Source organism: Candidatus Thiodictyon syntrophicum, from assembly GCF_002813775.1.
Taxonomy (GTDB): domain Bacteria; phylum Pseudomonadota; class Gammaproteobacteria; order Chromatiales; family Chromatiaceae; genus Thiodictyon; species Thiodictyon syntrophicum.
On sequence record NZ_CP020370.1, the window covers coordinates 2,640,782 to 2,660,527 of the forward strand.

14 protein-coding genes are annotated in these 19,746 nt (G+C 67.9%); 11 read left to right on the plus strand and 3 right to left on the minus strand.

What is annotated here, in order from left to right:
- Positions 1 to 5 precede the first annotated feature (5 nt).
- Positions 6 to 905, minus strand: a complete 900-nt coding sequence (locus tag THSYN_RS11095; RefSeq protein ID WP_100919200.1) for a Tim44 domain-containing protein — start codon at positions 903 to 905, stop codon at positions 6 to 8.
- Between the two features lie 428 nt (positions 906 to 1,333).
- Here THSYN_RS11095 and THSYN_RS11100 point away from each other — a divergent pair, with 428 nt between their 5' ends.
- The 5 genes from THSYN_RS11100 to THSYN_RS11120 all read left to right on the plus strand — a co-directional run bounded on the left by THSYN_RS11100 (position 1,334) and on the right by THSYN_RS11120 (position 8,796).
- Complete coding sequence (locus THSYN_RS11100) at positions 1,334 to 2,305, plus strand: hypothetical protein (RefSeq protein ID WP_100919201.1); 972 nt, start codon at positions 1,334 to 1,336, stop codon at positions 2,303 to 2,305.
- A 263-nt stretch (positions 2,306 to 2,568) separates the two neighbouring features.
- Positions 2,569 to 3,807, plus strand: coding sequence for an HD-GYP domain-containing protein (locus THSYN_RS11105; protein ID WP_100919202.1), 1,239 nt, complete (start codon positions 2,569 to 2,571; stop codon positions 3,805 to 3,807).
- A 432-nt stretch (positions 3,808 to 4,239) separates the two neighbouring features.
- Positions 4,240 to 5,073, plus strand: coding sequence for a transporter substrate-binding domain-containing protein (locus THSYN_RS11110; protein WP_236848863.1), 834 nt, complete (start codon positions 4,240 to 4,242; stop codon positions 5,071 to 5,073).
- 460 nt (positions 5,074 to 5,533) lie between these two features.
- Positions 5,534 to 8,287 (plus strand): ATP-binding protein, encoded by a 2,754-nt coding sequence (locus THSYN_RS11115; RefSeq protein WP_100919204.1) that lies wholly within the window; start codon positions 5,534 to 5,536, stop codon positions 8,285 to 8,287.
- A gap of 146 nt (positions 8,288 to 8,433) precedes the next feature.
- Positions 8,434 to 8,796, plus strand: coding sequence for a sulfur globule protein CV3 (locus THSYN_RS11120; protein ID WP_100919205.1), 363 nt, complete (start codon positions 8,434 to 8,436; stop codon positions 8,794 to 8,796).
- Between the two features lie 218 nt (positions 8,797 to 9,014).
- Here the strand turns inward: THSYN_RS11120 and THSYN_RS11125 are convergent, their stop codons facing one another.
- Together THSYN_RS11125 and THSYN_RS11130 are read right to left on the minus strand one after the other, a co-directional pair.
- Complete coding sequence (locus THSYN_RS11125) at positions 9,015 to 9,491, minus strand: hemerythrin domain-containing protein (RefSeq protein WP_100919206.1); 477 nt, start codon at positions 9,489 to 9,491, stop codon at positions 9,015 to 9,017.
- Positions 9,492 to 10,157: 666 nt separating this feature from the next.
- Positions 10,158 to 10,763 carry an HNH endonuclease gene (locus THSYN_RS11130; RefSeq protein WP_100919207.1) on the minus strand — a complete coding sequence of 202 codons (606 nt, stop codon included), beginning with the start codon at positions 10,761 to 10,763 and terminating at the stop codon, positions 10,158 to 10,160.
- Positions 10,764 to 11,296: 533 nt separating this feature from the next.
- Between THSYN_RS11130 and THSYN_RS11135 the strand changes: the two genes are divergently transcribed.
- The 6 genes from THSYN_RS11135 (at position 11,297) to THSYN_RS11160 (ending at position 19,702) form a co-directional block, all read left to right on the plus strand.
- Positions 11,297 to 13,531 (plus strand): primosomal protein N', encoded by a 2,235-nt coding sequence (locus THSYN_RS11135; RefSeq protein ID WP_100919208.1) that lies wholly within the window; start codon positions 11,297 to 11,299, stop codon positions 13,529 to 13,531.
- Positions 13,532 to 13,769: 238 nt separating this feature from the next.
- Positions 13,770 to 15,539: an arginine--tRNA ligase gene (argS, locus tag THSYN_RS11140; protein WP_100919209.1), complete on the plus strand. Its 1,770-nt coding sequence runs from the start codon at positions 13,770 to 13,772 to the stop codon at positions 15,537 to 15,539.
- Entirely contained in the window at positions 15,540 to 16,232 is a 693-nt protein-coding gene (locus tag THSYN_RS11145; RefSeq protein WP_100919210.1) for an SPOR domain-containing protein, read from the plus strand.
- A gap of 9 nt (positions 16,233 to 16,241) precedes the next feature.
- Entirely contained in the window at positions 16,242 to 17,300 is a 1,059-nt protein-coding gene (locus tag THSYN_RS11150) for a response regulator (RefSeq protein ID WP_157817602.1), read from the plus strand.
- Positions 17,301 to 17,434: 134 nt separating this feature from the next.
- Positions 17,435 to 19,156, plus strand: a complete 1,722-nt coding sequence (locus THSYN_RS11155) for a thiamine pyrophosphate-binding protein (RefSeq protein ID WP_100919212.1) — start codon at positions 17,435 to 17,437, stop codon at positions 19,154 to 19,156.
- A gap of 18 nt (positions 19,157 to 19,174) precedes the next feature.
- The gene (locus tag THSYN_RS11160; RefSeq protein WP_100919213.1) at positions 19,175 to 19,702 is read left to right on the plus strand and encodes a carboxymuconolactone decarboxylase family protein; all 528 of its coding nucleotides are present in this window, start codon (positions 19,175 to 19,177) and stop codon (positions 19,700 to 19,702) included.
- Positions 19,703 to 19,746 lie beyond the last annotated feature (44 nt).

A 19,746-nucleotide genomic window follows, 5' to 3' on the forward strand; every position in this document is an offset into this window, starting at 1 on the left:
CCTCGTTACGCCTGTTGAATACCGGCGATGTACCAGTCGCCGGCCGCGCTCGCCCACTGGTGCTGGACGTGCCAGAACTCGCGGACTTCCTGGGCGGGGCCCTGTTGGTCCTCACGGATCAGCCCGGAGAACAGGATGCTCGCCACGGCCAAGTCCCCGTCGCGCTGCAGCGATGCCAGCTGCGCCTGGAGGCGTACCACTTCGGTGTACTGGGGGCCGGCCAGGGCTGCGCGCTCGCGCTGCAGCTCGGCACACAGTTCGGGGGTGGTGTAGTCGCGGATCTCGCTGAAGTCCGCCTTGTCCCAGGCCGCCTGCAGGCGGATATAGTGGTCCTTGGCCCCGGCCTCGAAGGCCGCACCGTCGAACCAGACGGGGAGTTCATTGCCGCCGCCGGTCGAGTCACGCGCTTCACCCAGACCGCCGCCGTTCTGCGCGCCGAGCGGGTCCTGGCCCGCGGGCGGCGGGTTGAAGCCAGGCCCCGCGTTGGCGGTTGCGGTCCTGCCATAGGCGCCCGCGGCCAAGGGTCTGGCCTGGTTGCGGCGAAACCAGCGCCAGAGCATGAAGACACCAAATACCAGCGCGGCGATTACCAGAAAGTCCATGATTTGGAAGCCCTGGAATCCGCCGCCCATAAACATGGACGCCAGCAGCCCGCCGGCGGCAAGCCCCGCCAGGGGGCCGAGCCAGCGGCTGGCCCCGCCCGCCTGGGGCGCCCGCTGCCCGGCGGCGGCCGTCGGACCCTGCGCCTGGGTGGGGCGCTGCACCGGCGCCTGACTCGGCACGCTGTACTGCTTGCCGACGTTGCCCCCGCTACCCATGCGCTTGGCGTCGGCCGGTTGGGGCAGCAGCAGGAGGCCGGCGACCAACAGCGTGGCCGCGGCGATGAAGATGGTCTCAAGTTTCATAGTGCGGGTGAGGTCCTGCAAGGTGAGTGGATGGGTCCGGACCCACGGTCAAGGGGTGACTGGACGGCGGCGTCGGCGCCCGCTGACCTTGCCAACCCTGGGCCTCGATGTCAAAGGCGGATTGTCGGGGTCCGCCGCGCGGCGCGCAACCCCCCGGGGAAGTCCCGGTCCCGGGTTGGCCCCACGACCACGAACCTGGGTTGCCGCGGCCGCCGGGCAGCGCGGTGACCCGGCGCGGTCGGCGCGCCGGGCGAGCCTAACCCGCGCTGCACGGCGCCTTCGTCGCCGTTTTCCCCGCATCTGTCACCTCTCTCTAGCTATCTTGGGGTTTACCGATAGCTTTAACAGGTAGGAGGGGGTACTGCGCCGTCGGGCGGGTGCCACGAGACAGGGATCAGGCCTCTCCCACCGTTATTGGAGTCGTAAGCATGTATAAGAATCAACACCACGCACAGTACCAAATCGCCGCCGCGCATCAGGCGGCAAGCCACGGCCGGTCACCTGTCAACCCCCGCGAGGCCGGCGCGGACAGTGCCCCCATCCTGGCGCGCCTGCACGCCTTGCGCACCCTCGATAGCCACCGGGTGCTGCCTGAACTCATCCTGATCCTCGGGCAACTGCCGGCGGCGCAACTGGAGGTGCAGGCGCGCTGCCACGCCTTGCGCAAGCTCGAGCGGGCGGTCGTGCAGGTCGCCGCGGTCCTGGCCCCGGGACCGATGGGTGCGCCGGCCGGAGCCAGCGCTCAACGCACCACACTGCGGGGGGGGCGCCGCGCGGCGCTGAGTCTGGAACAGCGGCTCTATGCCGCGATGGCCCACAACTGCGTGCATCTGCTGCACGAATTGGACCACGGGCAAGGGTTTTTCTCCGATGATCACGCGCGCGGCCGGGCCTGGGCGATCCGCGTCGCCTTCCGCTTTTTCAGCCGCGAACTGCTCTATGCCGTCAAGGCCGGGAGCGCCTGGCCCGCGGGCGCCTGGCTGGCCTTGCACGAGCTCTTCGTCTATCTGGTGATGCGCGGCAGTGTGCGGCCGCATGGGGAGTCCCCGACCCTGGATGAGGACGAATTCGATCCTGAACTGGCCTACAAGCGGCTGTTGCTGATCGGCCTGGTGGCGGACCTGTGCGGGTGCGCGCGCATCGACCGTGAGGTTGCCGCACGCCTCCGGCACCTGGCCGCGGACGCCCGTCTGATCGCCTCCGACGGGCTGGTCGGGGAGTCCGGACTCATCGTGGTCGATGTCGGGCTGGATCGCCCGGCGCAGCTCAAGACGGGCAGTCTGGATGATCCCTTCCGCGGGTGGGTATTACGGGTCCCGGACGCGTTCCACGCCCTGCTCCTGTTCCTTGATCCCTTCCATCACCATCGGATCGCCGGCGCCGCTGAGCATCGGCCCTGACCGCCGCGGGCGGCGGAGGCCGACGCCGCGTGCCGGCCTCGGCGTACCGGGTCGATCACGGGGGGTGCGGTCAGAACTGATGTATTCGTTGTCGTTGTCGTTGTCGTAATCGTGGTCGGATTATTCGACAACGACAACGACAACGACAACGATAGCGTACCCGGGATCTCGGTCACCACAGCAGTTCTGATCGCACCCCAAGGGTGGGCTGGGGTGCTAAGCTCAGGGCACCAGGATATCATCCACCGACCAGTCGCGGCGCTATGTCCCTCACCCCCGACGTTCGCTCCACCGTGCTGGTGGTCGACGATACACCCGAGAACCTTCTGGTTCTCGGGGAAATACTGCAGCCGGAGTTTCGCGTGCGGGTCGCCAACGGCGGCGTGCGCGCGCTGGTCGTCGCGCACACCAAGCCCTGCCCGGACCTCATTCTGCTTGATGTGATGATGCCGGGACTCGACGGCTTTGCCGTGCTGGAGCGCCTGCGCGGCGACCCCGTCACCGCTGAGGTGCCGGTGATTTTCGTCACCGCGCTGGATGCGGTGCAAGACGAAGAGCGCGGTCTTGCCCTCGGGGCGGTGGATTACATCACCAAGCCGGTGCGCGCCGCGATCGTGCGGGCGCGGGTGCGTACCCACCTGCTGCTCAAGCACGCCCGCGATGCCTTGGCACTGCGCAACGACGCCTTGGAGGCGGAGGTGGCGCGGCGCGTGCGGGAGGGTCAGATTGCGCAGGACGTGAGCATCCGCGCCTTGGCGAGTCTGGCCGAGACGCGCGACCCCGAGACCGGCAACCATCTGCGCCGCACCCAGGCCTATGTACAATGCCTGGCCCAGCGGCTCAAGGACCACCCGCGCTTTCGCACGGCCTTGAGTCCCCGCGGGGTGCGGATGATCGTCCAGGCCGCGCCGTTGCACGACATCGGCAAGGTCGGCATTCCGGATCATATCCTGCTCAAGCACGGCCGGCTCACCGGGGCAGAGTATGCGGTGATGCAGACTCACAGCCGGATCGGCAGCGACGCCATCGACGATGCCATGCGCGGGGCCATGTCGGAGACGGAGTATGCGGCGCTGCGCGAGCATTGCCGCCTCGGTCATGCGGCCTTGGCGGCGGCCTTGGCGGGGCCCGGCGCCGCCGCCGACCCCGGGCCGCTGGAGTTTCTGCTGATTGCCCAGGAGATCGCCCGTTCGCACCACGAGTGCTGGGACGGCAGCGGCTATCCGGACGGTCTCCAGGGCGATGACATCCCCGTCGCGGCGCGTCTCATGGCGCTGGCGGACGTCTTCGACGCCCTGGTGTTTCGCCGCGTCTATAAGCCGGCCATGGCCGTCGATGCGGCGATCGAAGAGATCCGCGTTCACCGGGGGACCCATTTCGATCCTGACGTGGTCGATGCCTTCCTGGCCGATCAGGGCCGCTTCCGGGCGATCGCCGGCCGCTATGCTGAGGACGAGCGCCACCGGATGGCGGCGCTCGGCGTCTATCGGGACCGGGTCTGAGCCGGCCCCCGGTGAAACCGCACACTTGCGCCTAAAATCCACAGATGACTGCTCTCTCAGGGTCGGGCGGCGACGCTGCCTGACGCCGCCGGCTTGGCGGCGCCGGGGCGCCCCCGTGTCCGCCCGGAAGCCGGCGCGACGCGCGCCGTCGGCCATCCCCGGCGCGCGGCGCCCGTGCCGAATCGCGAGCCGGATTGCGTCGCAATTCGCGAACCGCACGCCATCCGCCACATCAACCGCTTGTAAGGTGCCGTCACGGCGTTCGGGATGGATCTTGCATTAAACACTAGAATGATATCGGAACAGACCCAAAACGGGAGAAACATCATGCTGCGTCCATCATCTGCGCCTCTGCGCGCCGTCCTTCTCCGGTTCCGCCGCGGTTGGGGTCTCGTAGTGCCGCTCGTGGGGTGCCTCATTCTGAGTTTCCTGGTGACCGCCGCGGCCGCGGCGGGCGGGCTGGCGGAGGTCAAGGAACGCGGGGTCCTGCGCCACCTGGGTATCCCCTATGCGAATTTCGTCACCGGCGCCGGTGACGGCATGGACGTGGAACTCATGCGCGCCTTTGCCGCTCACCTGGGGGTCCGCTACGAGTTCGTGCAGAGCGACTGGGGCGACATCATCAGTGACCTGATCGGCCGCAACGTCAAAAGCAAGGGTGACGACTTCGAGGTGCTGGGGGCGGCGCCGATCCGCGGTGATGTGATCGCCAACGGCATGACGGTGATCCCCTGGCGGACCAAGGTGGTCAGCTTCGCCGATCCGACCTTCCCCACCCAGGTGTGGCTGGTCTCGCGTGCCGACCTGCCGGTGTCGCCCATCACGCCCAGCGCGGTCCTGGACAAGGACATCGCGGCCACTAAGGCGCTGATGCCGCGGCGCACCCTGCTCGGCAAGGCGGATACCTGCCTCGATCCGGAGCTCTATGACATCAAGGCGACCGGCGCCAAGGTCGCCATGTTCAAGGGTACCTTGAACGAGATGGCCCCGGCGCTCATCAACGGGGAATCGGAGTTGACCCTGCTCGACGTGCCGGATGCACTCGTCGCCCTGCAAAAATGGCCGGGGGAGATCAAGGTCATCGGGCCGGTAAGCGAGCGCCAGGACATGGCCCCGGCCTTCCGCCCCGCGGACAAGGACCTGCGCGATGCCTTCAACCTGTTTCTCAAGGAGTTGAAGGCGAGCGGCGAGTTCAGACGCATCGCCCTGGCCTATTACCCGTTCGTCATCGACTACTTCCCGGACTACCTGCCCGAAGCGCGCTGAGCGGTGTCGGCGGTCCCGCCGGTGCGCCCCTGCCGGGCGGCGGGGCGAGGGCGGCCGTGATCATCGCTGCGGCGGCAAGGATACCGCAGGTCAAGGCTTTACCGTGAAAGCCGCTCCCGCCGGGGGCTTTCGTGCTGCGGGGGCGACGGACAATCCCTGATAGCGGTTAGCCGCGACGCGACCGTGGCGGCTGCCGTGGCCTCGTTGCGGCTAAGCCCCTCTCACCGCTTCGCTGCGGGACTTTCCTGTTAACGCCTCGACGTCCAGCGCGGGCGCCTGCTCTCCCGCTCCCCTCCGGCGCGAACCGATTTGCGCCGCGGCGGCGTCAGACGACAGACCGGCTGCCTTTTCCAAGGTTATGCGTTAGCCTGTGTGGCGTGGCGCCGAACCGCATCCCCGCGGTGTGGCCGTCCCACGCCGCCCGCGTATCACGGGTACCCCTCTGGAGAACCGATCGAGTATGCACGAGCCCAAACCCCGGGGAGCGCTCCGCGCCATTGCGCCCAGGTATGGCCTCCCGACCATCCTGATCAGCGTCGTCCTGACGCTGTATGTGGGCTTCCTGCTGGTGGCCAACTACTGGTCGGCCACCAGCCTGCGTCAGACCATGGAGCAGCAGCGGCGCCTGGAGAGCGGGCGGCGGGTCGCGGCGCTCCAGTATTTCTTCAGCGAGCGGCGCGACGATCTGGCCAATCTGGCCCTGTCGCGGGAGGTGGCGGGGTTCTTCGAGAATCGTGCCCTGGGGATGAGCATGCGCTACGGGCTCAAACAAAGCCTGGTGCCGATCGGCGCCCGTTTCGCCCAGCTCATCGACCGCAAGCGCATCGGCACCAAGCCCATCTATCAGCGTCTGGTCCTGCTCGACGAGACCGGGGAGGTGCTGGTCGACGAACCGAGCCAGGGTGAGGCCACCCTGCTCGATCGCCCCTGGAAGGAGTTCCTGAATCCCGCCCATCGGGGTGGCGAGATCCTGGTCCTGGACGGGGGCCGCACCCTGGCGGTGTCGCTCGCCCACGAATTCAAGGGGGTCTACGCGGGTCAACTCCTGGCCCTGCTGGACGCGGGGCTGGTGACGCGCGAGGTGCTCAATGTGGACCGCGGCGCCGACGACACCTACGTGGCGACCATCGCGGGGGGGCATCTGCACGGGATCGGCGGTCAACTGGCCCCCGGCCTGGCAAGCTTAACGCCGCCCGCGGGGGTGAAGGACGGCCAACTTTTCGAGTTCCGCGACGGTCCCGCCGGGGACGGCGAGCACATGGTCGCGCTTGCCCGCCTGTTGTCAGGGACCGAATTCGTTGTGATCGACGTGATGTCCACGGCGCAACTGCGCGGCCGGCTCGAACCCTGGCACCTGTTCCTGGGGATGGCGAGCCTGGCGGTGGTGGTCCTGCTCGGGGTCTTCCTGATCCTGCGGCTGAATCTGCGCGCGGTCGCCTTGCAGGCCCATTTGCGTGAGAGCGCGCTGCGCGAGAAGGCGGTGCAGGAAAAAAACCTGGAGCTCGAACAGGAGATCGGCGAGCGGCGGCGGGTGGAGAGCGAACTGCGCGACGCCAAGGAGGCGGCGGAGGCGGCCAACCGGGCCAAGAGCGAGTTCCTCGCCAACATGAGCCACGAGATCAGGAACCCCATGATCGGGGTGGTGGGGATGGCCAACCTGCTGGCGGAGACCCGGCTCGATCAGGAGCAGCGCGAGTATGTCACCGTGGTGCTGCACTCGGCCGACGCGCTGCTGAGCGTCATCGACGATATCCTGGACTACTCCAAGGTCGAGGCCGGTAAGCTCACCCTGGACGAGACCGACTTCAGCCTGCGCACCCTGATCGAGGAACTGGCGGATATGTTCGCCTACAAGGCCGATGGGCGCGGCCTGGGCTTCGCGTGCATCTGTGAACGCGGGGTGCCGGACTGGCTGCACGCCGACCCGGGCCGCTTACGGCAGGTCCTGATCAACCTGATCGGCAACGCCATCAAGTTCACCGAACAGGGCGAGGTCGAGGTGCGGGTCGCGGTCCAGACGGGGCCGCATGGGGGCGCGCGCCTGCATTTTGCCGTGCGCGACTCCGGCATCGGTATCGCCGCGGACCGGTTGGGGCTCCTGTTCCGTTCCTTCTATCAGGTGGACACCTCCTTTACCCGCCGCTATGGCGGCACCGGCCTCGGGCTCGCCATCTCGCGCCGCCTGGTGGAGTTGATGGGCGGCGAGATCGGGGTCGACAGCCGCGAGGGGGAGGGCTCCTGTTTCTGGTTCGAGTTGCCGGCCGTGCCCGTCGCGGCGGGAGAGGTACCCCTGCCACCGTGGTCGCGAGTACCCCGGGCGCTGCTCATGGATACGCTCGCGATCGGCCGGGCCGCGCTCACCGAGACCCTGGCCCATTTGGGGGTCAGCGTCCTCGCCACCGCCGATACCGAGGGCGCGATGGATGAACTCCTGCTGGCCGAGGATCGCGACGATCCCTACGACCTGGCCCTGATCGTCCTGCGCCAGCCCGGCGGGGAGGGCGACCGCCTGTTTGACCTGGTACCCCACCAGCCCTGGCGGGTGCCCTTGCGGGTACTGGCCTTGGTGCCCCAGGGGCGGCGCCGGGACCTCACGCTGGCCGAGTCGAGTCCGGTACGCGTCCTGACGCTGCCGGTGCATCGGGCGGCCCTGCTGGAGGCCCTGGATGAGCGGCCGCGGCCAGCCTTGATGCCGACGCCGGCGGCCCCAGTGGTTGATGCGGCACCACGTCCGGTGGCGGCCGCGGTGGAACTGCCGCCGGCAGCCGCGCCGGACGCGAGCGCGCCACGCCGCTGCATCCTCCTGGTGGAGGACAACAAGATCAGCCAAAAGGTCGCCACCGCCATGCTCGACAAGCTGGGTTACCAGGTGGAGGCGGTGGACAATGGCGTCCTGGCCCTGGGGGCGGTGGAGCAGCGGCACTACCACCTGGTGCTGATGGACATCCAGATGCCGGAGATGGACGGACTGGAGGCCACCCGGCGGATCCGCGCCGCGGAGGCCGCGGGGCACCTGCGCTACGAGTCCCCACTCGGCCATCTGCCGATCGTCGCCATGACCGCCCACGCACTGGCCTCCGACCGCCAACTCTGCCTGGAGTCCGGCATGGACGACGTTATCACCAAGCCGGTCAAGCGTCAGGTTCTCATCGAAACCCTGACGCGGGTCCTGAATGGGGAAGCGGCCGGGGCGGCAGACGACGGTCGTACCTGATCGGGGGCTGGCCGCCACGCCTGGCGCGCTGCCGCTCCAACCGGGTGCTGACCGCGCCCGCGCTTTTTACTATCCTTATGCCGGGAGCTCGTCAGCGCTCCCACCCCTGAATCCCTGTCACTGTCTTCACTGACGAGGTGCAACACATGAACAAAGTCGTGCTCGCGATCGCCGGTGCCGCCCTCACCGGCGCGGTCAGTCTGCCGGCCCAGGCCTTCTGGGGCTGGACGCCTTGGGGCGGTGGTCCGTGGAGCGGCGGTCCTTGGGGCGGCTACCCCGCCTGGAACAACTATCCCGGATGGGGCGGTTGGGGCTATCCTGGGTACGGCTATCCCGGATACGGTTACGGCTATCCCGGATACGGTTACGGCTATCCCGGATACGGTTACGGCTATCCCGGTTATGCCTGGACCTATCCTGGCTACAGCGCCGGCGGCTACGGTTACCCCTACGCCGCCCCGGCGACCGCCGCGACGGCGGCCGCACCGGCTGCCGGCGGCGGCAAGTAAGGGCGCGGCGGGCCTTGATCACAGCTGCGGCCACGCGCCCTTGCGGCAACTCGTCGCGGCCGGGGACCGCTCCTACGGCGTAGGAGCGGTCCCCGGCCGCGACGGATATCATTCTCTAGGGGGTGATCAAGAAGACCAGCCGATTGCGCTGACGGAGCCGGCGGCGGTCGCGAGGGGAGAGAAACGGTTAGGTCGGACGAGGGTTGGCGTCGCGGCGGTTACCAGCGGTCCGCGCCGTGGCGGGCTCCCAATGGGGCACGCGCATCCTGAAACATGCCGATCTCCAGCAGTTTGGGGAGCAGTACCTGCTCCTCGCGATCGATGCGCTGAGCGACCAGATCGAAGACCGCGCGGGTTTCGGACAGGAAGTCATCGCTGAAATTGAAGTCGCAGTTCTTCAGCCAATGGGTGTGATAGTCGTCGAAGGTTTGCCGCAACGGCTTCTCACCGCTGATGAAGCCCCAGGCGATGGACTTGACCTTGGGGTCCTCATGGATCAGCAGGCTCGGGTACAGACTGCGATCCTCTTCGGCCAGGTGGCGCCGCACCCGCTCACCGAGATCGCACAACAACTCATACGCCGTCTTGGCATTGGGGCGTATCCGCAGCTGCTCCGTGGTGAGGAGCGAGCGCAGGTCGTCGAGCATTTGCCGCAGGTCTGAATGGGTGCTGCGGTAGCCGTCTAGGGTATGCATGAGTCATCCTCGTCGTTATTGATTGGCGGTTACCACCGAAAGGACAGGACCTTCAGTGAAGCCCCGTGGCCGCTAGGCCCCGGAAACCGTGCCCCGAGGCCTTCGCGCGACACTAAACCCTTCGCGCAACTGAGCTTTGCGTGCCTGATCAGACAGATTGTTGCATTGCACCATAATTGCGCCGTGACCGCCGCTTTGTTGCATTGCACCATCCGGTACGGTTTTGCTGCATTGCATCATTCCGCTCCTTTGCTGCATTGCACCATTGCCGGGCTGCTCCTTCTCATCTGAAGATTAGCTTAGATCCGCATTAGGATTCAACTCAAAATCGGCGCGGCGTTGAAATTCACTTCACCGCGTCGTTCCCGCAATGGCAATCAGCCGCGGGCCGCTGCGGATTAAAGACGGTAATTCAGCGAGATAACACCGGCGCGGACGCCCTTTCGCGGGATCGATGACGCACACTTTTCACGGGGTTGGACCACGGGGCGCGGTCGTGATCCTGGTTGCGTGCGTTCGGCGAGCGGTGGTCGAGGCTTCACGCCGGTCGACTTGGCGGCGGCGCGGCCTTGGTCCGGCCAACAGAATAGGGAGCGAACATCAGCCACCCCGGACGAGGAACGGCGGGCGTGGGAGCGGTGTCAGGCGGGCGGGGGCGAGCGGCCTTCAGGCCCCGGGTCGGGCGGCAGTGCGCTCGCGCAGCGGACTGCTGCGCGGGAAGTGGGCGCGCAGAAACTCCATCTGGTCGGCGAGGACGCCGCGGCCCATCAGATAGACGTACTCGGCATGGGTCGGCGTGAAGGGCACCGCCAGCAGTTCCATGCCGGCCGCCTCCGGGGTGCGGCCAGCCTTGAAATTGTTGCAACGCACGCAGGCGGTGACCAGGTTGGTCCAGTGGTCGCGCCCGCCCAGGCTGGATGGGCGCACATGGTCGCGGGAGAGTTGCCGACTGGGGAAGCGGCCGCCGCAGTACAGGCAGATGTGGTTGTCGCGCTGGAACAGGGTGCGATTGCACAACGGCGGCACATAGTGGTCCTGAAGCCGGTTCAGGGCCTGGTGCAGTCCCAGCGTGGCGATTATGGAATGGATGCGTAGCCGGCTGCGGCGCCGGGTGGCAACATTGATGCCGCCGCGCAGATGAAACAGCGTATCGCCACAGTCGTAGGCGACCTGATCGAGGAAATACAGGCGGGCGGCGGTGCGGTAGTCCACCCACTCGAGCGGCATACCCGCCAAATCCGTTCGCAGTACCTGTTGGTTCAGTGGCAACATAGCGCTCGGGCTCGCAAGTTGACGGCATGATACACATTGAGCGCGGGGGCGCAAGGGTGCCGGGCACCTGCCTTTCCGGGGCCTTGGGTTTCTTGTGTACGCCGGTGGCCGTCTCGTACCTGTTCTGGGGCATGGCGCGCCCAGGCTGCCGGCGCGGCCTTGATCCCGGTCCCTGCCGCTCGGTGGCGCTCGCCCGGCCTTAAAGAGTCCACAGTCTGCTTGCGTTCTCGGGCATTGGGAGCGGCGGTCGCGCCGTCCTCTGTCAGTCGTCGATGGATATCAAAAAAATAAGATAAAACAAGAGTCTTAAAAAGCGGCTATTCCGTAGCCGATTAAACAGCACCGTAACAACGGCGCCGCGTTGCGACCCTGCCTCAGTGGCTGTCCACAGAGTTATCCACAGGGATTGTGAACAGATTTCCTTTCGCCATGGCTGACAGCCGGTTGCGTCCTCTTGATTTAAATCGACCGCAGGAACCTGGCCTAAGTTGCAGCAACCGGAGTCTCCGCCCATCCCGAACCAACCTACCATCTTGCGCGTCGCGGTGGCGGCCCCGCTGGCCGGACTCTTCGACTATCTGCCCCCGGCGGACGCGCACTTGATGCCCCTGATCCCCGGCGTGCGTCTCCTGGTGCCCTTCGGGCGCGGGCGGCGGGTCGGCATCCTGGTGGAGACCGCCGGGCACTCCGACCAGTCGCCGGAGCGCTTGAAGCCCGCCCTCGCCGTGCTGGATGCGACCCCGGTGCTCGGCCCCGACGACTTGCGGCTCATCCGCTGGGCCGCCGACTACTATCGCGCACCCCTGGGCGAGGCCCTGTTCAGCGCCCTGCCGGCGCGCCTGCGCCGCCCGGACGCGCGCCTCGGGAGCGGCCTCCCGGGGCTGCGCGCGACCGCCGCCGGGGGCGCCCTGGCGCTTGCCGACCTGGGGCGGGCAGCGGGTCAGCGCCGCCTCCTGGAGACGTTGCGGGCGGCCCCGGAGGGACTGGCGACGCTGCATCTGAAGGCCCTGCTCGGCCCCTGCGCCGGGCCGCTCAAGGCCCTGCGTGAGCGGGGCCTGATCGAACCCTGCCGGGTCGCGGCGCGGGCCGCGCCGTCGGCGCCGGTCGGTTCCCCGGCGGCGGCCGCGCTCGCCCCGGTCGCGGTGGGGCCGGTCCTCAATGCCGAGCAGACCCGGGCGGTCGCGGCGGTCGCGGCGGCCCTGGGCGGCTTCGCCCCCTTCGTCCTCGACGGGGTGACCGGCAGCGGCAAGACCGAGGTCTATATTCGCCTGATCGAGCGCGTGATCGCGTCCGGGTACCAGGCCCTGGTGCTGGTGCCGGAGATCGGTCTCACACCGCAACTGCGCGACCGCCTGGCGCAGCGCCTGCCCGGACCCCACGCGGTGCTGCACTCGGCCCTGCCGGAGGCCGAGCGCGAGCGCGCCTGGCACAGTGCCGCCGCCGGGCGCGCGACCCTGGTGCTCGGCACCCGCTCGGCCTGTTTCGTGCCCCTGCCGCGCCTGGGGCTGATCGTCGTGGACGAGGAGCACGACGCCTCCCTCAAGCAGCAGGAGGGGTTCCGCTACTCGGCCCGGGATCTGGCGGTGCGGCGCGCCCAGCAGGCCGGCTGTCCGGTCGTCCTGGGCTCGGCCACCCCGTCCCTGGAGACCCTCCACAACGCCCGCGCCGGGCGTTACCGGCGGCTGCACCTGAGTGAGCGCGCCGGGGGTGCGCAGGCGCCCGTCTTCGCGCTCCTGGACATCCGCGGCCAGCCGATGAGCGCCGGCCTCTGCGCGGCGCTGCGCGACCAGGTCGAGACCCAGACCGGGGCCGGTAATCAGGTCCTGCTGTTCCTCAACCGCCGCGGTTATGCCCCGGTGCTGACCTGCCACGACTGCGGCTGGGTGGGTGCCTGTCCCCATTGCGACGCGCGCCTCACCCTGCACCTGCGGCTGCGCCGCCTCTGGTGTCACCACTGCGGCTGGTTCCAGGCCACGCCGGGCACCTGTCCGGACTGCCGGGGCACCGACCTGCGCGGCCTGGGCCTGGGGACCGAGCGCCTGGAGGAGGAACTGCGCGCGGTCTTTCCGGCGGTCAACCTGGCGCGCATCGATCGCGACAGTACCCGCCGCAAGGGGGAGTTGGATCGGCTGCTCGCGGCGAGTCGCAGCGGGGAGATCCAGATCCTGCTCGGCACCCAGATGCTCGCCAAGGGGCACGACTTTCCCGGGGTGACCCTGGTCGGCATCCTCGACCTCGACCATTCGCTCTATGCCGCGGACTTCCGCGCCCCGGAGCGCACGGCCCAGCTCATCGTTCAGGTCGCCGGGCGCGCCGGGCGGGCGCAGCGCCCCGGCCGGGTCGTGCTCCAGACCAGGCACCCCGAGCACCCCCTGCTGCGCTCCCTGATCAAGGGCGGTTACCCCGGCTTCGCCGAACTGGCCCTGGCCGAGCGGGAGGCGGCCCAACTGCCGCCCTTCGCCCACCTCGCGCTCCTGCGCGCCGATGCCCCGGACGCCGAGGTCCCCATGGACTTTCTGCGCCAGGGGCGCGCCCTGGCCCTGGCCCTGCAGGGCGAACTGGTCGGCACCCGGGTGGCGGTGTCGAGCCCGGTCCCGGCGCCCATGGAGCGGCGCGCCGGCCGCTATCGCGCCCAACTCCTGCTGGAGGGTCCGGACCGGCCCGGGTTGCAGCGCTTTCTCGGGTCTTGGGTCGGCCGTCTGTGGACGCTGCCGCGCACCCGGGGGCTGCGCTGGTCGCTCGACGTGGACCCCCAGGACATGATGTAAGGACCGGATTCGGGTATCCTTGGCTTATTGCGCCGCGGGTTCCGAAGTGCCCTGCGCGCCTGTTTTTTCCGGCCCTTGATCGTTGCTCTGACCAGTGCACCTGGGCAGCCGACTGTGCTGTCCGTCGGTTTCACCGATGGGTGGGCGCAGGGTCCGTGCTGTTCAAGATCCGGCGCGCTGCGTGACCTGGACGCAACCCTGGTCAAGGCCCCTTTCCCGACCCGACCGAACAACACTAATGAAGCAACAGATTACCGACCTCCTGCGCGCCGGCCTGGCGCACCTGACCGCGGACGGCGCCTGGGACGCGATCGACCTGCCGCAGCCCCAGGTCGAGCGTACCCGGGACCAGGCCCACGGTGACTTTGCCACCAACCTGGCCCTGCTGTTGGCCAAGCCAGCCCGCGCCCGTCCCCGGGAGGTCGCGGAGCGCCTGGTGGCCGCCCTGCCGGCCTCGCCCCTGGTCGCGCGGGTGGAGATCGCCGGACCCGGCTTCATCAACTTCTTTCTCGCCGCGGATGCCTACCGCAGCGTGGTGCCGGCCATCCTGAGCGCCGGGCACGACTACGGACGCTCCCGGCGCGGCGCCGGGCGGCGGGTCCAGGTCGAGTTCGTCTCCGCCAATCCCACCGGCCCCCTGCACGTGGGCCACGGACGCGGCGCGGCCTACGGCGCGGCGGTGGCGGACCTGCTGGCGGCGGTCGGCTACGAGGTCCACCGGGAGTATTATGTCAACGACGCCGGCCGCCAGATGGACATCCTGGCCACGTCCGTGTGGCTGCGCTATCTGGAGCTGTGCGGCGAGGCGATCGAGTTTCCGAGCAACGGCTACAAGGGCGACTATGTCTGGGACATCGCCGCCACCCTGCACCGGGAACACGCCGATGACTACCGGACGGACACCGCCCTGGTCTTCGCCGGGGTCCCGGCCGACGAGTGCGAGGGCCAGGACGGGGGTGACAAGGAGGACCACATCGACGCGCTCATCAGCGCCGCCAAGCGCCTCCTGGGGGACAACCGTTACCGCTACTGCTTCGAGCTGGCACTCAATACGATCCTGGACGACATCCGCACCGACCTGGCCGAGTTCGGGGTCGAGTATCAGGAGTGGTTCTCGGAGCGCTCGCTTGCCGAGCGGGGCGCCGTCAATCGGGCGCTGGAGCGCCTGCGTGAGGCCGGGCACGTCTTCGAGCAGGGCGGTGCCCAGTGGTTCCGCTCCAGCGCCTTCGGCGACGAGAAGGACCGGGTGCTGGTCCGCGAGAACGGGCAGGGCACCTATTTCGCCTCCGACATCGCCTATCACATGGACAAGCTGGAGCGTGGCTTCGAGCGGGTCATCGACATCTGGGGTGCCGACCACCACGGGTATGTGCCGCGGGTCAAGGCGGCGCTCAAGGCCCTGGGCGACGACGCCGACCGCCTGGACGTCCTGCTGGTGCAGTTCGCCATCCTCTACCGCGGCGGGGAACGCGCCCAGATGTCCACCCGCTCCGGCCAGTTCGTGACGCTGCGCGAACTGCGCAAGGAGGTCGGCCGCGACGCCGCCCGCTTCTTTTATGTCATGCGCCGCTGCGAACAGCACCTGGATTTCGACCTGGATCTCGCCAAGAGCCAGTCCGCGGACAACCCGGTCTATTACTGTCAGTACGCCCATGCCCGGGTCTGCAGCGTACTGCGCCAGGCGGCCGACAAGGGCATGGTGGTGGACCCGAGCCCCGGTGCCGCCAACCTGGAGCGGCTCACCGAAGACCATGAGCAGGCCCTGTTGCGGACCCTGGCCCGCTATCCGGAACTGGTCGACACCGCCGCCGCCAACCATGAGCCGCACCTGGTCGCCACCTATCTGCGCGAACTGGCCAACGAGCTGCACACCTACTACAACGCCCACCAGTTCCTGGTAGACGACACGGCCCTGCGCGACGCCCGCATCAAGCTCATCCTGGCGGTGCGTCAGGTCTTGCGCAACGGGCTCGCACTGCTGGGTGTCACTGCCCCGGAGGCCATGTAGATGGCCCTGGACCCCAGGCGCGGCGCCGCCAAGCCGACCCCCCGGCGCGCCCGACCCCGTTCCTGCGTCTGGTGGTTCCTGTTCGGGGCCATCCTCGGCAGCTTCGGCGTCGGACTCTATTGGATGACCCAGGCCCCCGGCCAGGTGCCGCCCCCGGTGGCGGCGGCGCTGCCCAAGACCGAGCGGCCCGCCCCCCGGCAGCCGAGCTTCCAGTTCGAGAAGATCCTGCGCGAGACCGTCGTGGACACCAAGGACACCGGCAAGCCGCCGCCGCCGCCGGCGCCCCGGCCGGAGCCGCCGCCGCCCGTCACGCCGGAACCGCCTGCGGCGCCGCCGCCTGATGCGGCACCTGGTACCCCGGCCGACGCTGCCAAGGCCGAGGCCGAGGCCAAGGCTGACGCGAAGGCCAAGGCGGACGCGAAGGCCAAGGCGGATGCCAAGGCCAAGGCCGAGGCCGCCGGGATTTACGTCCTCCAGGTGGGGTCCTTCAAGACCGCCAAGGAGGCCGACGCTATGAAGGCCAAGCTCGCGCTGCGCGGCGTCTCCACGCGGGTCCAGACGGTCACCTTCAAGGACGGGCAGGTCTGGCACCGGGTCATGACCGGGCATCTGGACGGCAAGAAATCGATGGAGTCCACCCGCGCCACCTTGAAGAAGTTCGGCACCGAGGCCGTCCCGGTCAAGCTCAAGTAGCCCAAGTCCATGAGTGAACGATCCATACGCATCGCCGTCAGCATAAAGGATCGCGCCGCGCGACAACTCGCCTGCACGATGTTCAGCAACGCCGGCGCGACGGTAAAGGCCTGCGATGGCGCGGCGGCGATCCTTGAGGCCGGCGCCGACCTGCAGGCCATTGTGCTGGGCCTGGGCGCCGCCCCGGAGGAAACCTTCGACGCGTTGGTGATGCTGCGCCAACGCCTCGCGACCATCCCGATCTACGTGATCGCGGACACCGCGGGGGAGCGCTCGGCCAAACGTGCCACCCAGTTCGGCGCCACGCAGGTGATCCCGAACGCACTGCTGGAGCGTCGGGTCGCGCATCTGGTCAAGCAGATCGCGCAAGCCGGCGGGATCGAGGACTGGAGCATCCGCTCGCCGGGATGGATGGCACCCCGGGCGGATCAAGGCTACAACATTGAATCGATGGACCTGGGTGCGTGGCTGGCGATTCCGGGCAACCGGCGCTTACTGGGCATGCAGGAGCCCAGTACCGAGGCCGCCACGCCAACCTCGGGCCCGGCGGTTCAGGACGAGCGGCCGGGCGCCGACCGGACGCGAACCGCGCCCAATCCGCCCCTGCCAACCGTCACCGAATTGGAGTGGATAGCGGCACCGTCTCCGGTGCCGGAGGAGCCGGCACTGGAGGCGTCCGCGGCACCGCAAGCGGTGGCTGGCGGCGCGCCGTGCGGCCTTGGCGACTGCCGGTTCCTGATCGAATGTCGCGCGCAGCTCGAGGCCCAGAGCGCCGCCATCCTGGACGTCCACAAGCAGCATGAGCGGCGCCAGCAGGAACAGAACCAAACGTTCCGCGATCACCTCCAAGCCGATCTCAGGATCGAACTGCACCAGACCGTGATCCAGGAGATCGCCGCCGCCCAGGTACGGGCGCAGGCGCGCATGGATACGTTCGTCGCCAAGGTCAGGCGGGAGCGCTCCGCCGCGATCCATCGTATCAACCTGATCCTCGGCGTTTTGGTCGGCGTCCTGGTCCTCGTGGTACTCGCCGGTATCGGCCTGGCATGGCGATTGGGGGTCTGGTGACGGACGCGGCGCCAGCGACCCACGGGCCCCGTCCGACGCGGGTGATACGGCTCCTATTGATTCGTTGTTTTCGTTTCCCATCAGTGGCCGCGGGCTGATGCTTGTCCGATCACTTGACGATCCGGGAGAACGTGATGCAAGGCGCCGATTTCATTCTCGACAGCTTGGTCAAGGAGGGGATCGATCATCTCTTCATGGTGCCTGGGGGATTAATTGATCCATTCCTGCCGGCGCTCGGCCGGCACACGGCACTCACACCGATTGTCGCGGCCCAGGAGGGTGGCGCCGCCTATATGGCAGACGGTTATGCCCGGGCCAGCGGCAGGTTTGGTGTCGCCCTGTGTATCGGCGGTCCCGGCCTGGGCAACGCGGTGACCGCGGTTGCCGCTGCGCAAACGGATGGCTCACCGCTGCTGCTCCTGAGCGGTGAAGTTGCCACCGACATGGAAGGCTTGGGTGAGTTCCAGGATGCCGGCAGTCAGACGCTCGATGATGTCAGCATACTGAAACCACTCACCAGATACTCCACGTCCATCGCCAATCCACGTAACCTTCCGCACCTGCTGCGCCGCGCGTTGATCCAACTGCGCACTGCACCCACCGGGCCGGTCCATCTCTCGATTCCGACGGACAGTCAGCGCTTCGACCTGGACGCGCGTTATCGACCGATCGCTGACGGCTTGATCCATGCGCGGACGCTGGCGCTGGACGCGGCCATGGCGACCCTGGCCCATTTTACCCAAGGTCCTGACGGCAAGCCCCCGGTGCGCATCGTCATTCTGGCCGGCGCCGGCATCGAACACGCGCGCTGCTCCACTGCACTGCTTGTTTTCGCGCAACGCTGGTCCATCCCGGTGGCAACGACGCTGCGGGCCAAAGGGGCCTTTCCCGAGGATCATCCACTGTCACTCGGTGTCTTCGGCTATGCCGGAACGCATCACTCACGCCTGGCGCTACTGGATGACCCCCCGGACCTGTTGTTGCTGCTGGGGTCCGGGCTCAACGAACGCGACACGATGCATTGGGCACTCAGGCTCAGGGCGCAACGGACGATCTGCGTCAATCTCAGCACTGTGGTCATGGGTGCCCACCTCACCGACAGTTGTGTGGTGGGGGACGCCGGGGCCTATCTGGACTGGTTGGCAGCCCACGACGACCGGATTGGACCGACATTGGAGGACACGCGCGTGGCCCGCGGCCACTGGTTGGCCGGGATCACCGCGCAGCCGCGCCTGCAGGACCCGCAACATTGCGCAAGCGATGCAACGCCTCTGCATCCCGCCAGGGCAATCAGCGAGTTACGCACGGCCTTACCAAAAGACGGTATTGTCTTGATCGATTCCGGTGCACACCGCGCCTTCGCCGGGCATTACTGGACCGCCTATGCACCGCTCACCTACCTGTCCGCAACCAATCTCGGCCCCATGGGCTGGGCTATTCCCGCCGCCATCGGTGCGCAATGCGCAAGGCCCGACCGCCGGGTGGCCGTCATTACCGGTGATGGCTGCATGCGGATGCAGGGTATGGAAATCGCGACCGCCGCCCGCTATCGGCTGCCCATCATCTATCTGGTCATCAACAATGCCGCGCTGGGCAATGTCTGGCTGCGCGCCCATACGCTGGGTGCAGTGCCTGATGAATTGACCAGCTTGCCGGACCACGACTGGGCCGGTTTTTCCCGGGGACTGGGAGGTTGCGGCATCACCGTATCCCGCCCCGAGCAACTGGCAGGGGCCTTTGCCGTGGCCCTCGAGAACCAAGGGCCGACGGTGATCGATGTCAAGGCCGACAAGCGGTTTGCGACGCCGGTGCAGGACTGGTCCGCCGCCTGTGCCGCCTGGTCTTATCACGAATAATCAGCAAGGGGCCTGCCCATGGCGACGCTGCACTTTGATCCCGCGCAGCTGACTGCGCAAGACCAGTCGATTTATGAGGCGATGGTGTCACAGCGCAAAAGCCAGGGTGCCACCTTCGGCGGACCCTACGACGCCCTGATGAATCATCCGGCGCTGTGCGAGAAGATCGAGGCACTCGGCTATTATCTCAAGTTCCAGGGGCAACTCCCGCGCCCCGTCTATCAGTTTGTCGTGCTGGCGGTCGCCCGCGATACCAAGGCGGCCTTTGAATGGAGTGATCATGTCGATCACGCCGTGGCCGCGGGCGTACCACCGGACGTGATCGAGGCCCTCAAGGCCCGCGGTATCAGGGACGGCGCCTTTCCCGAGCCATTTCAAGCGGCGGCGCGGGTGCTGCAGGCAACGCTGGGCTGGCAGACCATACCCGCCGGCGCTCAGGCCGATGCCATCAGCCGGTACGGACTGAAAGGATTCATCGAGATCGTTGTGTTATCGGGTTTTTATCAGATGTTTTCGGCCATCAACCAAGGCTTCGATATTTCCTGACTTGGTGGTGCACCGGCACCGTCGTGGTGAGCGGGCCTTGATCT

Bases quoted from the DNA above. Each gene is read 5' to 3' on its own strand.
- THSYN_RS11095 (WP_100919200.1), bottom strand. From the start codon at position 905: ATGAAACTTGAGACCATCTTCATCGCCGCGGCCACGCTGTTGGTCGCC.
- THSYN_RS11100 (WP_100919201.1), top strand. From the start codon at position 1,334: ATGTATAAGAATCAACACCACGCACAGTACCAAATCGCCGCCGCGCAT.
- THSYN_RS11105 (WP_100919202.1), top strand. From the start codon at position 2,569: ATGTCCCTCACCCCCGACGTTCGCTCCACCGTGCTGGTGGTCGACGAT.
- THSYN_RS11115 (WP_100919204.1), top strand. From the start codon at position 5,534: ATGCACGAGCCCAAACCCCGGGGAGCGCTCCGCGCCATTGCGCCCAGG.
- THSYN_RS11120 (WP_100919205.1), top strand. From the start codon at position 8,434: ATGAACAAAGTCGTGCTCGCGATCGCCGGTGCCGCCCTCACCGGCGCG.
- THSYN_RS11125 (WP_100919206.1), bottom strand. From the start codon at position 9,491: ATGCATACCCTAGACGGCTACCGCAGCACCCATTCAGACCTGCGGCAA.
- THSYN_RS11130 (WP_100919207.1), bottom strand. From the start codon at position 10,763: ATGTTGCCACTGAACCAACAGGTACTGCGAACGGATTTGGCGGGTATG.
- argS (WP_100919209.1), top strand. From the start codon at position 13,770: ATGAAGCAACAGATTACCGACCTCCTGCGCGCCGGCCTGGCGCACCTG.
- THSYN_RS11145 (WP_100919210.1), top strand. From the start codon at position 15,540: ATGGCCCTGGACCCCAGGCGCGGCGCCGCCAAGCCGACCCCCCGGCGC.
- THSYN_RS11150 (WP_157817602.1), top strand. From the start codon at position 16,242: ATGAGTGAACGATCCATACGCATCGCCGTCAGCATAAAGGATCGCGCC.
- THSYN_RS11155 (WP_100919212.1), top strand. From the start codon at position 17,435: ATGCAAGGCGCCGATTTCATTCTCGACAGCTTGGTCAAGGAGGGGATC.
- THSYN_RS11160 (WP_100919213.1), top strand. From the start codon at position 19,175: ATGGCGACGCTGCACTTTGATCCCGCGCAGCTGACTGCGCAAGACCAG.